General features: G+C 41.7%; 14 protein-coding genes. 10 read left to right on the forward strand and 4 right to left on the reverse strand.

Annotated elements, in window-relative coordinates:
• Positions 1-91 precede the first annotated feature (91 nt).
• The gene (locus E5A76_RS06730; protein WP_161118475.1) at positions 92-676 is read left to right on the forward strand and encodes a VOC family protein; all 585 of its coding nucleotides are present in this window, start codon (positions 92-94) and stop codon (positions 674-676) included.
• A gap of 88 nt (positions 677-764) precedes the next feature.
• Here the strand turns inward: E5A76_RS06730 and purU are convergent, their stop codons facing one another.
• Positions 765-1598, reverse strand: coding sequence for a formyltetrahydrofolate deformylase (gene purU / locus E5A76_RS06735; RefSeq protein WP_161118476.1), 834 nt, complete (start codon positions 1596-1598; stop codon positions 765-767).
• A 236-nt stretch (positions 1599-1834) separates the two neighbouring features.
• Between purU and E5A76_RS06740 the strand changes: the two genes are divergently transcribed.
• The 7 genes from E5A76_RS06740 to rnd all read left to right on the forward strand — a co-directional run bounded on the left by E5A76_RS06740 (position 1835) and on the right by rnd (position 9856).
• Positions 1835-3790 carry an ATP-dependent DNA helicase gene (locus E5A76_RS06740; protein WP_161118477.1) on the forward strand — a complete coding sequence of 652 codons (1956 nt, stop codon included), beginning with the start codon at positions 1835-1837 and terminating at the stop codon, positions 3788-3790.
• On the forward strand, positions 3791-4492 hold the full coding sequence (tsaB, locus tag E5A76_RS06745) for a tRNA (adenosine(37)-N6)-threonylcarbamoyltransferase complex dimerization subunit type 1 TsaB (RefSeq protein ID WP_161118478.1): 702 nt from the start codon (positions 3791-3793) through the stop codon (positions 4490-4492). It abuts the gene before it with no gap.
• 350 nt (positions 4493-4842) lie between these two features.
• The gene (locus E5A76_RS06750) at positions 4843-5136 is read left to right on the forward strand and encodes a hypothetical protein (protein ID WP_161118479.1); all 294 of its coding nucleotides are present in this window, start codon (positions 4843-4845) and stop codon (positions 5134-5136) included.
• A gap of 117 nt (positions 5137-5253) precedes the next feature.
• Positions 5254-5820: a Slp family lipoprotein gene (locus E5A76_RS06755; protein ID WP_053988437.1), complete on the forward strand. Its 567-nt coding sequence runs from the start codon at positions 5254-5256 to the stop codon at positions 5818-5820.
• A 3-nt stretch (positions 5821-5823) separates the two neighbouring features.
• Positions 5824-6702 carry an alpha/beta fold hydrolase gene (locus E5A76_RS06760; RefSeq protein WP_161118480.1) on the forward strand — a complete coding sequence of 293 codons (879 nt, stop codon included), beginning with the start codon at positions 5824-5826 and terminating at the stop codon, positions 6700-6702.
• A 176-nt stretch (positions 6703-6878) separates the two neighbouring features.
• Positions 6879-8564: a long-chain-fatty-acid--CoA ligase FadD gene (gene fadD / locus E5A76_RS06765; protein ID WP_053988435.1), complete on the forward strand. Its 1686-nt coding sequence runs from the start codon at positions 6879-6881 to the stop codon at positions 8562-8564.
• A 164-nt stretch (positions 8565-8728) separates the two neighbouring features.
• Positions 8729-9856, forward strand: coding sequence for a ribonuclease D (gene rnd, locus E5A76_RS06770; protein ID WP_161118481.1), 1128 nt, complete (start codon positions 8729-8731; stop codon positions 9854-9856).
• A gap of 58 nt (positions 9857-9914) precedes the next feature.
• Here rnd and minE read toward each other — a convergent pair whose 3' ends face one another.
• From minE to minC, 3 genes are read right to left on the reverse strand one after another with little or no spacing between them, the layout of a single operon-like run.
• The gene (gene minE, locus E5A76_RS06775) at positions 9915-10178 is read right to left on the reverse strand and encodes a cell division topological specificity factor MinE (RefSeq protein WP_005370595.1); all 264 of its coding nucleotides are present in this window, start codon (positions 10176-10178) and stop codon (positions 9915-9917) included.
• 6 nt (positions 10179-10184) lie between these two features.
• Positions 10185-10997, reverse strand: a complete 813-nt coding sequence (minD, locus tag E5A76_RS06780; protein ID WP_053988433.1) for a septum site-determining protein MinD — start codon at positions 10995-10997, stop codon at positions 10185-10187.
• A 23-nt stretch (positions 10998-11020) separates the two neighbouring features.
• Positions 11021-11725 carry a septum site-determining protein MinC gene (gene minC, locus E5A76_RS06785; RefSeq protein ID WP_053988432.1) on the reverse strand — a complete coding sequence of 235 codons (705 nt, stop codon included), beginning with the start codon at positions 11723-11725 and terminating at the stop codon, positions 11021-11023.
• 221 nt (positions 11726-11946) lie between these two features.
• Between minC and E5A76_RS06790 the strand changes: the two genes are divergently transcribed.
• Both E5A76_RS06790 and E5A76_RS06795 read left to right on the forward strand, forming a co-directional pair.
• Positions 11947-12225, forward strand: a complete 279-nt coding sequence (locus E5A76_RS06790) for a YcgL domain-containing protein (protein WP_023932967.1) — start codon at positions 11947-11949, stop codon at positions 12223-12225.
• Positions 12226-12232: 7 nt separating this feature from the next.
• Positions 12233-12477: lytic murein transglycosylase (locus E5A76_RS06795; RefSeq protein ID WP_187695579.1), on the forward strand; the 245-nt coding region annotated here is incomplete at its 3' end.

Consider the following 12477-nt stretch of genomic DNA (forward strand, 5'->3'; position numbering starts at 1 on the left):
CGTTAAATTCCTGTTTCAATAAATCATTAAAAATGGATAATTATTCACTTCACCTAATTATAGTTTCAGTCGTCAATAATGGGATTAATTCATGAACACGTTAGAACAACATCATCTTCACCCAACGCAAATGCTTGCGCAATTACCAGACTTCATGAAAGCCATTACCGCATTAATCGATGATTTAGGTATTTCACTAAAAGGCTTTCAAGCCGATCACATTGCTTTGCGTGTTAACGATCAAACGTTGGCAGAAGAATTACATCAAGCATGGCTGACTTATGGTCAAGAATGGTCGAATAATATGATCAATGGACGCCCAATTGTGATCATTGGTTTTGAGCAACCATTACAAGCTGGCGATTGGTCATTTGAAGCGTTGGAATTACCATATCCAAGCGATAAAGTTTATCCGAAGCAAGGGTGGGAACACATTGAGTTTGTTGTGCCATCAACCGCACGCACAACCGATGAATTAAAACAAGATTTGCAAAAGCAATTACCGACTTTAGATTGGGATGGTTTAGCAGCGAAAGGCATTAAGGTAAAAGCTAGTTCACCAGCAGGTGATAATGAACGATTACCAAATCCAACTTTTGCTTTTAAACGTGATGGTGTGTGTATCAAATTACATGGTCACTCGTTAAAAGCAGTACTGGAAAGTGAACAAGCTTAACGTCGAATAAAGTTGAAATAATAAAAGCGCAGTTTACGACTCTTTTTGAGCGGTAATGACTGCGCTTTTTTAATTGTGTATTTAGTTATTAAAGAATAACGGTGCGGTTGCTGTGAACAAACACACGATCGTCTACCACTAACCCTAATGCTTTACTGAGCACTGATTTTTCTACATCACGACCTGATTTTGCCATCTCTGCGGCACTGAAACTGTGATCCACGGGGATAACGTTTTGGGTAATGATTGGCCCTTCATCAAGATCATTGGTTACAAAGTGCGCTGTTGCACCAATGATTTTCACACCACGTTCAAATGCTTGCTGATACGGTTTTGCACCAATGAATGCTGGTAAGAAACTATGGTGAATATTAATGATTTTATTAGGGAATTGAGCAACAAAATTTGGCGTTAAGATACGCATGTATTTTGCCAGTACCACATAGTTAGGTTGGTATTGTTGTACCGCTTCTAATAACTTTTGTTCGTGCTCTTCACGGCTCAAACCTTCATGGCACACATGATGGAATGGAATATCAAATTTTTCAGTTAGCCCTTGTAGTGTGTTGTAGTTACCCACAACTGCTGCAATTTCAATATCTAGCGAGCCATCAAACGCTTTAACCAGAATATCACCTAAGCAGTGAGCCTCTTTGGTTACCATGATCACGACTTTTTTGCGATCAGAGCTAATTAAGCGACGCTTGCTGCCTTGTGGCAATGCATGATCTAAATCGGCAAGGAAGGTGGTGTCATTAAAATAGCCTTCCAGCTCGGTACGCATGAAAAACTGATCATGCGTGTTATCAACATATTCCTTATTGTTGATGATGTTCAGTTGGTGTTTGTGACAAATATTGGTGATTTTCGCGATAAGACCCATGTCATCTGGGCATTCCGTGAGAAGTGTTTTCTTTTCCATGTCGATTCCTGACTACGATTCACGCCTGTTTATATGCTGCGTGTTACAAAGATCTTAATTAACTATTACCTAGATTTAACCTTATGGTCAAAGCATTTATGTCTTTGCTTCTCTGATTAATGAGAAATGAAGGTGGATAATTGCTGTTCTGTGAAAGGAGAGTGCTGGTCGGTTGAGGAGATAATTGGCATAATGACAATATAGATACTGTATATATGACCAATAGTGCGAAGTAGATGATAACGAAGTTTTTTGCCTCTGGCGGTGCGTTAGACAAAGCCATTCCGGGTTTTCAAGCTCGCCAACCCCAAATTGATATGGCGAATGCAGTAGCTGACGCAATCAAACATGAGTCTCAGCTGGTGGTTGAAGCCGGAACGGGCACAGGCAAAACCTTTGCTTATGTGATTCCCGCTTTGTTGAGTGGCAAGAAAACGATTATCAGTACTGGTTCTAAAAACCTTCAAGAGCAGCTATTTCATCGTGATTTACCATTAATGGCGGATGCGATTGGCTTTACAGGGCGAGTGGCATTGCTAAAAGGGCGTTCAAATTACTTATGTATTGATCGCTTAAATCGCCAAGTATTAGAAAGTCATGATGTGGAATCGGATCCTACACTGCTTACTCAATTGGTTAAAATTCGCCAATGGTCTTCATCATCAAAATCAGGCGACTTTGGTGAATGTGACGATGTCGCAGAAGATAGCCCTGTTATTCCGTTGATCACGTCCACTAATGACAATTGCTTAGGCCGTGAATGTCCGTCTTATGACGAATGCTTTGTGGTTAAAGCGCGTCGAAAAGCGATGGAAGCGGATGTCGTAGTAGTAAACCATCACTTATTCTTGGCTGATTTAGCGATCAAAGAAACAGGCTTTGGTGAGTTAATTCCAGAAGCTGAAGTGTTCATTTTCGATGAAGCTCACCAAATGCCAGATATCGCTAGTCAGTATTTTGGTCAAAGCCTGACTAGTCGCCAACTGGTTGAATTGGCAAAAGATATTGATATCGGCTATCGCACTGAAGCGCGTGATATGCGTCAGTTACAGAAAACAGCGGATCGTTTGCAACAAGCCGCGTTTGAAATGCGGATTATTTTAGGCGATCCCGGATTTCGTGGAAACTGGCGAGAAGCCTCACAAACCCCAGCGGTTCAGCGTGAGTTAACGAGATTATCCGATGCGCTCGATCTTACCTATGATGTACTGAAATTAGCATTAGGACGTAGCCAGCTTTTAGATACTGCCTTTGAACGAGCTGCGACGTTAAAAGCTAAATTAAAGCGTATGGCAGATACATCTATTACGGGTTACTCCTATTGGTATGAATGTACGCCAAGACAATTCAGTTTAAATATTACGCCGCTGACGGTAGCTGATAAATTCAAAGATCAAATGGCAGAGCAAAAAGGGGCGTGGATATTTACTTCAGCGACGCTTGCTGTGGATGAAAACTTCACCCACTTTAGCCATCGCCTTGGGTTAGAGCCGAAAAAGCAGTTTTCATTAGAAAGTCCATTTGATTACAACCAGCAAGCGCTTTTGTGTGTGCCTCGTCATTTACCTGAGCCAAATAGCTATGGCTTAGCGAAAAAGCTGGTGGCGTTATTATCGCCTGTGATTGAAGCTAATAACGGGCGTTGTTTCTTTCTTTGTACCTCTCATCAAATGGTGCGAGAGCTTGTCGAAGGGTTTCGAGAAACGCTCAGTTTACCTGTGCTAGCACAGGGTGAGACAACCAAGCAAAAGCTGCTGAATGAATACCTTGCTCACGGAAATGCGTTATTAGTGGCAACAGGTGCATTTTGGGAAGGGATTGATGTTAGAGGACAAGCCCTTAGCTGTGTTATCATTGATAAATTGCCGTTTACAGCGCCAGATGATCCATTATTAAAAGCACGTATTGAAGATTGTCGTATGCGTGGTGGCGATCCGTTTGCTGAAGTGCAAATTCCAGATGCCGTGATCACCTTAAAGCAAGGGGTTGGGCGTTTGATCCGTGATACCAAAGATAAAGGCGCACTGATCATTTGTGATAATCGATTAGTGACAAGGCATTACGGCGCTGTATTTTTACGAAGTTTACCGCCAATTCCTCGCACTCGAAGTGTTGAAGGAGTTAGTGACTTTTTGTCTACTATTAATAACATCACTGTTATTGAAGATGACAACCAACATTCAGAGGCTTGAATGAGCACCAAAATTTTGGCAGTAGATACTGCAACTGAAAACTGTTCTGTTGCCCTTTTAGTGGGTGATGAAGTTATTTCTCGTTGTGAATACGCACCACGTGAACACACAACAAAAATTTTGCCAATGGTTGATACGGTACTTGCAGAAGCTGGTCTTAAATTAAACCAACTTGACGCATTAGCTTATGGTCAAGGCCCTGGTAGCTTTACTGGTGTGCGCATTGGCATCGGTATTGCGCAAGGCTTAGCATTTGGTGCTGATTTACCTATGGTTGGTGTTTCTACGCTGGCTGCAATGGCGCAAGGTACTTACCGTGTTCATCAAGCTGAGAACGTATTATCAGCCATTGATGCACGTATGGGCGAACTATATTGGGGTCAATACCAACGTAAAGTGGATGGTGATTGGCAAGTCGTCGGTGCAGAACAAGTGATTTCACCAGAAGCGTTAGTTGAATCGATGCAAACAGAATCTGGCATTTGGTTAACGGCAGGTACAGGTTGGGATGCGTATGCTGAAACCCTAAGCAAATTACCTGTAGCAATGCAGCAAGGCACAGTGCTATACCCTGATTCACAAGATATGGTGCAGCTTGCGAAATTTTCATTTGCTCGTGGTGAAGCAGTACTTGCAGAAGAAGCAAGCCCTGTGTACTTACGTGATACCGTGACGTGGAAAAAGCTACCAGGTCGCGAGTGATCGTATCAATAGTGAGAGTGGTAGCTATGTCTACTACTCTCGTTATATACCCAAGCAACCTCAAGATGCAGTGTTCAGCGAGATGACCTTAGTTCTCAGGCGCGGCAACGATTCGTAGATATAGTGGTTCTACATTGAGAATCGTTAACAAAGTCTGAGAGCTAAGGACGCTCGCCCTTTGGGAACGTGTCACTGAGCCGACTTCTTGCGTCAGACAACTTGGAAAGAGCTCGCTATTCCGCTTCGTTGTCTTCCTTGAATTCAACTCAGTGACTTTGTTCTGAATCAGGCATATTGAAGTCGCTTGGGTATAGATGAATCTTGGGTTTATTGGATGATGAGAGGGGATTATGGTAACTATTAATCATGGTGTTATTTCTTTACCATCAAAGCCACTCAATTCAACTAATAAAACAGAAAGTGCAAAACAAACAGCGTCAGCGAGTGAGGCTGTTTCTCCTGTTTCCTCTTCATTATCGTCTGTGGCGCAATCGCCTGAGTTGGCGAATCAAGAATACCGTCAACTGCAATATGACTGTCCTGATGGTAAGCATCAAAAAGCATTGACGGCTTATATGGATGTGATGCTTCATAGCCGTAAAGAACAACTCTCAAATCTTATCGGTATTGATATGGTTGTTTAAAACCTTTCCCACTTCCTATATTCTCCTCGCTATTAACACTTTAAAATAAGGTGCCAGCAGACTGTGCATTGATGAGTGTTTCTGCTGTTAAATTGAACAGTTATGGTGAGGTTTTATATGTTTCGTAAGCTATTTCTTGGGCTGATATTGATCTTTATGGTAGGCTGCGCCAGCGTTCCAGCCAGCTTGCAGACTAAAACGAAAAATCCTATCACAGATTTACACGTTATCACCGAGCATCCTACTGTAATGCAACATCAGGAAGTAAGGTTAGGTGGGATCATTGCTTCGATTAAAAATGAAGCAAAGCAAACACGGATTGAAATTGTCGCATTGCCGTTAACCTCTGACGGTCGACCACTCTTACACAGTAAACCTCAAGGTAGATTTATTGCGAATGTACCTGGCTTTCTCGATCCTATTGAGTATGCCAAAGGGCGTTTATTAACTGTTGTGGGGCAATACACTGGAACGGAAATAGGCAAAGTCGGTCAATACGATTACACCTTCCCTGTTGTTACTGTGACAGGTGAGCAAATTTGGCAGGTTCAGCAACAAATCCAAATGGAAGCACCAATGCGATTTAACCGTTGTATTGGCTTTAATTGTGGATTCTGGGGCGATGATTACTTTATGCCACCGTTTGGTATTGAAGGCCGTGTCGTAGACAGAGTGGTAATGTAATTGATGGAAGCGATAACCTTTCGCCTTGCTGAAATTGAGTTAGCTGGATTGGCGAACTTCTCGCTCTCAGAGCCCATTGAAAATAACAAGCCTGTGTTGTTGTTTCTTCATGGCTGGCAAGATAATGCGGCGACGTTTTCAACGCTTTGGCAACGATTAGAGGATGACTTTAATCTTGCAGCGATTGATTTGCCGGGGCACGGGTTATCGCAATCTCGAAGTGAAGATAACTATTATCATTTCTTCGATTATATTGATGATTTACACCAGGTGATTTTACAACTACCTGTTAAGTCAGTGTGTTTAGTTGGTCATTCACTGGGCGCGATTATTTCAAGCTGTTATTGTGCTGCTTATCCTGAGCACGTTGAGCAGTTGATCTTAATCGAAGGATTGGCTCCTGTGATTGAAGAGCCTGCTTTAACGGTACAGCGATTAAGGCAAGGACTGAAAAGTCGTCAGCAATATCGCAAACAGCGTGAGCGTCGTAAAGCACGGGCAATGTTGTCGTTTGATGAAGCATTGCAGCTTCGTGCTAATGTGAATGGTTTGCCGGCGACCTGTTTAGTATCGGTTGTCCAACGTGCGACTGTAGAGCGTGATGGAAAATGGTATTGGCGACATGATCATCGCTTACGTTGTGATTCGTTGTATCGAATGACGTTATCGCAAGCACAAGCCATTATGTCGTCGATTGAAGTACCGATTTACTCAATTGTCGGTAGTCATGGTTTTCCTATTTTGCGAGACAATCCGCAACAAAAATACGGCATTAAACAGTTTTCTCAGGTAGTGGTTGCAGGGGGGCACCATTGTCACTTAGAGCAGCCTGATGTGGTATCTAATTGTATTCAAGGCTTTATTTCCCCTCAAAGAGATTAATCTTTGCTTTTCAATGAGTGACTTCAAAGTTTCAAGCTCAGTAAACTTAGCAAGATGTTAATTATAAGTTAATTATGCTGTAATGCAGGCAAATAAACGCTTGTTTAATTTTTCATTGCAGCCTTTACCTATATCGCTATAGGTCGCAACGCAGTCTAATAATAAGGAGAGTGCAAGTGGATAAAGTTTGGCTTAGCCGCTATCCGAAAGATGTACCGGCAGAAATTAATCCGGATGCATATTCGTCATTAGTTGATATGTTTGAACAGTCTGTACGTAAGTATGCTGATCAAACGGCATTTATTAACATGGGCCAGGTGATGACCTTCCGTAAATTGGAAGAGCGTAGCCGTGCTTTTGCCGCGTACCTTCAAAATGAATTGAAGTTGCAAAAAGGCGACCGTGTTGCGGTAATGATGCCAAACTTGTTGCAATATCCTATCGCACTGTTCGGTATTTTGCGTGCAGGCTGTGTTGTGGTAAACGTTAACCCGTTATACACACCACGTGAGTTAGAGCACCAGTTAAATGACTCTGGCGCGAAAGCGATCGTTATCGTTTCTAACTTCGCTCATACGCTAGAAGCTGTTGTTAAAAATACCTGTGTTAAGAACGTTATTCTAACTAGCCTTGGTGATCAGTTATCACGTCCTAAAGGCACGTTAGTTAACTTCGTTGTTAAGTACATTAAGAAAATGGTGCCGAAGTACCATTTACCTCATGCTACATCTATGCGTATGGCGTTGCGTAAAGGTCGTCGTATGCAATATGTTAAGCCGTTTATTACTGGCGATGACATGGCATTCTTACAATACACGGGCGGCACTACAGGTGTAGCAAAAGGCGCTATTTTGACTCACCATAATATGGTGTCGAACGTGATGCAGGCGAAAGGTGCTTATGGTCCTGTATTAACGGAAGGCCGTGAGCTTATTGTTACTGCATTACCGCTATATCACGTATTCGCATTAACGGTTAACTGTTTACTGCTAATGGAAATGGGCGGTCAAAACCTATTGATCACTAACCCTCGTGATATTCCAACGTTTGTGAAAGAGCTACAGCGTTACCAATTTACGGCTATTACTGGTGTAAATACGCTATTTAATGCGTTGATCAATAACGAAGATTTCCAAGAGCTAGATTTTAGCCATTTACGCCTATCTGTTGGTGGTGGTATGTCTGTACAGCGTGCTGTTGCAGAAAAATGGCAAAAGATCACGGGCAATTACTTACTTGAAGGTTACGGTCTAACTGAGTGTTCACCATTGGTTGCAGCGTACCCTTACGATCTAACCAAATACAATGGTTCTATCGGTTTACCTGTCCCTTCAACAGAAATTCGTATGGTTGATGATGAAGGTAACGTGGTTGGTATTGAGGAAGTGGGTGAGCTACAAGTTCGTGGTCCTCAAGTGATGAAAGGTTACTGGCAACGTCCTGAAGCAACCAAAGAAGTGCTAACGGATGACGGTTGGTTATCAACAGGTGACGTTGTTAAGTTTGATGACGAAGGTTTCCTACATATCGTCGACCGTAAGAAAGACATGATCTTAGTGTCAGGTTTTAACGTTTATCCAAATGAAATCGAAGACGTTGTTGCACTACACGACAAAGTGCTTGAAGTGGCAGCGATCGGTCAAGCACATGAAGTGTCTGGTGAAGTAGTGAAGCTTTGTGTTGTAAAACGCGATCCAAGCTTAACCAAAGACGAGTTGATTGCACACTGTCGTCAACACTTAACGGGTTACAAGATCCCGAAAGTTGTTGAGTTTATGGATGATTTACCAAAAACCAACGTAGGTAAGATCTTACGTCGTGTTTTACGTGAAGAGTCTGACAAAAAAGCACAACAGCAATAAGTATCGCTAGCTAAGGATGTAAAAATACTCGTCAGTTTTTGATGAGATATGTAATTACATACCATTGCACGATATTATAGATGCCGACGTTAATGCGTCGGCATTTTTCTTAATATAATTTACTAAAAGGTTAATGATTTAGCCCTGCACCGAAAAGGTATCATGTGAACTTCGATATAATTACAACAACCGAGCAATTACAACAGCGTTGTGACTCAGCCAGAACGCAGGCTGCCGTTATGCTGGATACAGAGTTTGTCCGTACGCGCACGTTATATCCGCGTTTAGGTTTGATTCAATTATTCGATGGTGAGCATTTATCATTAATTGATCCGTTAGAGATTGATGATATGGAGCCGTTATGGGCACTATTACGTGATCAATCTATAATTAAAGTTCTTCATGCTTGCGGTGAAGATTTAGAAGTGTTCCAACACCACGCAGGTTGCCTACCAACGCCAATGCTTGATACTCAGCTAATGGCGGCATTTTTAGGTCATGGTATTTCAACGGGTTTTGGTGCATTAGTAAAAGAATATGTAGGTATTGAGCTAGATAAAGGTGAGGCGCGTACAAATTGGCTTGCTCGTCCATTAACCGCTAAGCAATTAGATTATGCAGCGGCAGATGTTTACTATTTAAAGCCGTTGTATGAAACCTTACTCGCGAAGGTGGAAGCAACAGGGTATATGGAAGCGCTGCAGCAAGAGTGTAATTCTGTAATGTTACGCCGCATTAAACCAGTCGACCCTGAGAAAGCATATTTAGATATCAAAAATGCATGGCAGTTAAATCCGTCGCAATTGGCTGTATTACAAAAGGTAGCAGCATGGCGAGTACGTGAAGCTCAGAAACGTGATATTGCCTTAAACTTTATCGTTAAAGAGTTACACTTATGGAAGTTAGCTCGCTTTAATATCAAGTCACGAGCAGGGCTTGAGAAAGAAGGCTTTGAGCCAATGGAGATCCAGCGTCACGGTAATCGTTTATTGAAGATGGTGCATGATTGTGATCGCATTGCAGTACAAGACTACCCAGCTAAAATTGAGCGTTTAGTCGATTTCCCTGGCTATAAGCAAATGGTGAAATACATTAAAGATGTGGTGACTGAAGTAGAGAAAGAAACGGGGTTAGCTCCTGAGTTTCTAGCATCGAAAAAGCAAATTCACCAAGTGCTTTCTTGGGCATGGAAACATGAACGCAGAGAAGATAAACGCCCTGAAATGTTGAAAAACTGGCGTCGTGATCTGTTTGAACAACGTGTATTAACGATTTTAGATGAGAAGGCTTAAGTGCAAATTACTTAAAGCTTAGATAAGAAAAAACCCGCTCTCTGCGGGTTTTTCTGTATTAACGTTCTTCGTCAGGTAACGTCACGTTAAGTTCGAGTACGGATAAATCTTCCTCTTTATGATCAAGGTTCACAGACACTTGATTTGGGTCGATTTGTACGTACTTACTGATCACATCTAAAATATCTTGTTTTAGCTGAGGTAGGTAGGCTGGAGCCGGTTGTCCAGCACTACGACGTTCAGCGACGATAATTTGTAGTCTTTCCTTCGCTACGTTCGCTGTTTTCGTCTTTTTCGGGCGGAAAAACTCGAGCAGTGCCATATAAAGTTAGCCTCCAAATAAGCGTTTTAGGAAGCCTTTCTTCTCTTCCTCTAAGAATTTAAACGGGCGTTCCTCACCCAGTAAGCGTGCAACTGTATCTTCATAAGCAATACCAGCATCAGATTCTTTATCGAAAATAACTGGTTCACCCTTGTTAGACGCGTTTAGCACTGCTTGGCTTTCAGGAATAACACCTAAAAGAGGAATATGCAAAATTTCTTCAACATCTTGAACGCTTAGCATTTCACCTTGTGTTACACGTGTTGGATTGTAGCGAGTAAGTAGAAGGTGCTGTTTAACCGCTTCTTTGCCATCTTCTGCACGACGTGACTTAGAATCTAGGATACCTAGGATACGGTCAGAGTCACGAACAGAAGAGACTTCAGGGTTCGTTGTTACAATCGCTTCATCAGCGAAGTAAAGTGCCATTAATGCACCTGTTTCAATACCTGCTGGTGAGTCACAGATAATGAATTCGAAGCCCATTTTATCTAAGTCATTTAAAACGCGTTCAACACCGTCACGAGAAAGTGCATCTTTATCACGAGTCTGAGATGCTGGAAGAACAAACAGGTTGTCAACGCGCTTATCTTTGATTAGTGCTTGGTTTAAATTTGCTTCGCCGTTAATAACATTAACGAAGTCATAAACGACACGGCGTTCACAACCCATAATGAGATCTAGGTTACGCAGACCGATATCAAAATCGATAACTGCAGTTTTTTTACCGCATAATGCTAGGCCAGATGCAATGGCAGCGCTTGAAGTTGTTTTGCCAACGCCACCTTTACCTGAAGTAACAACGATAATTCGTGCCATTTACTCAATTCCTTATTAAAACTTTATAAAGCCAGGTGCTCGATGCTGAGTGTATTATTAGCAATAGAGATAATTACACCTTTGCCCCAGAACTCTTCCTGAATGTTATCACTTAGCCAGTAGTCCCCTGCAACTGAAATTAGCTCAGATTGCAAGTTCTGACAGAAAATTGTTGCTTCTTGGTCACCGTTGGCACCAGCAATTGCTCGTCCGCGTAATGTCCCGTAAATATGAATACAACCATCAGCAATAATTTCAGCGCCAGCACTCACATGATTTAGAATGACAAGGTCACGATTTTTAGCATAAATCTGCTGACCAGAACGAACAGGGGTGCGAATGATAAGTGCAGACTCTCGGCCTTGTACTGGCTGAGGAGAAGGCTCTACTTCAGTAGATTCTGCTGTTGTTGGTTCTTTCACCGTGCGAGCGGCATTCATAATAGCAAAACCTGCAGATTTTGCTTGATTTTGTAACTCTGGCTCTTTGCAACCACTAATACCCACAGGGATCATACCTGCGTCAACAATTCCTGCCTTTAACTGCTTGAAGTTAATGTCTTTGCCTGCATTAGAAATGTCGATAACAACAGGAGCAGAGGCGAAGAAATTAGGTGCGAGTTCAACTTTTTCTTTTAGGTGATCAGTTGCTTTTTTAATATCACCATCAATTAAATGAAGTGCAGAGAGCGTGAACGAGCTCCCTTTAAGTTCAGCTGTCTTGGTCATGGGCATTATTATGGTTAGTGATTAAATTAACCATTCTTGTTGATTATCACAAAGGTAGTAGCATGGTATATTCCCTAGCAGTTAGGGGCAAGTTATCCTTGCTTTGACGTTGGAATTTCAGACAAAAGTCTCATCCTTTATGGTGAAAAATAAACCAATGGGGAATGATACGTTAAAATTGTGGTCTGAAAGAGGAAGCTTTAACAAATAGGCGAATTGAGATGTTGTGTGCAATCTATAAAAGCTTAAAAAAAGATAACACTTATTTATATATTAATAAGAAAGATGATTTCTCAGATGTACCTGAAGCATTAATGACTACATTTGGTAAACCACAATTTGTTATGGTGTTAAAGCTTGATGGTAGAAAGTTAGCATTGGCCGATGTTGAAAAAGTGAAAGAGGCATTAAATACGGTTGGATTTTATCTTCAAGTTCCACCGCCAGTGACTAACTTATTGGATCAATATAAAGCCGACAAAGCCGGCAGAGTTAATTAAGGTTATTATGCATAAGCGTTTAATATCGGCCGTTGTGGCCTTAGGATTAGGGATTTCCTCAACAGCTTTTGCTGCTGATGAAGGATTTAACGCATACATAAATAAATTAAAAGCTGAAGCACGTTCAAATGGTATATCTGAACCTATTTTAGATTCCGCTTTTGATGGCATTACTTTTACTCATCGTGCAGTAAAAGCAGACAAAAATCAGCCTGAAAAAAAATTAACTTTAGATCAATATATTCCTCGTGC

The organism is Photobacterium lucens, assembly GCF_009873615.1.
In the GTDB taxonomy this organism is placed as follows: Bacteria; Pseudomonadota; Gammaproteobacteria; order Enterobacterales; family Vibrionaceae; genus Photobacterium; species Photobacterium lucens.

What these genes read in the sequence shown, in the direction of transcription:
- E5A76_RS06740 (WP_161118477.1), top strand. Translation starts at nt 1,835, where the DNA reads ATGATAACGAAGTTTTTTGCCTCTGGCGGTGCGTTAGACAAAGCCATT.
- E5A76_RS06760 (WP_161118480.1), top strand. Translation starts at nt 5,824, where the DNA reads ATGGAAGCGATAACCTTTCGCCTTGCTGAAATTGAGTTAGCTGGATTG.
- tsaB (WP_161118478.1), top strand. Translation starts at nt 3,791, where the DNA reads ATGAGCACCAAAATTTTGGCAGTAGATACTGCAACTGAAAACTGTTCT.
- purU (WP_161118476.1), bottom strand. Translation starts at nt 1,598, where the DNA reads ATGGAAAAGAAAACACTTCTCACGGAATGCCCAGATGACATGGGTCTT.
- E5A76_RS06755 (WP_053988437.1), top strand. Translation starts at nt 5,254, where the DNA reads ATGTTTCGTAAGCTATTTCTTGGGCTGATATTGATCTTTATGGTAGGC.
- minC (WP_053988432.1), bottom strand. Translation starts at nt 11,725, where the DNA reads ATGACCAAGACAGCTGAACTTAAAGGGAGCTCGTTCACGCTCTCTGCA.
- minD (WP_053988433.1), bottom strand. Translation starts at nt 10,997, where the DNA reads ATGGCACGAATTATCGTTGTTACTTCAGGTAAAGGTGGCGTTGGCAAA.
- E5A76_RS06750 (WP_161118479.1), top strand. Translation starts at nt 4,843, where the DNA reads ATGGTAACTATTAATCATGGTGTTATTTCTTTACCATCAAAGCCACTC.
- minE (WP_005370595.1), bottom strand. Translation starts at nt 10,178, where the DNA reads ATGGCACTGCTCGAGTTTTTCCGCCCGAAAAAGACGAAAACAGCGAAC.
- E5A76_RS06730 (WP_161118475.1), top strand. Translation starts at nt 92, where the DNA reads ATGAACACGTTAGAACAACATCATCTTCACCCAACGCAAATGCTTGCG.
- E5A76_RS06790 (WP_023932967.1), top strand. Translation starts at nt 11,947, where the DNA reads ATGTTGTGTGCAATCTATAAAAGCTTAAAAAAAGATAACACTTATTTA.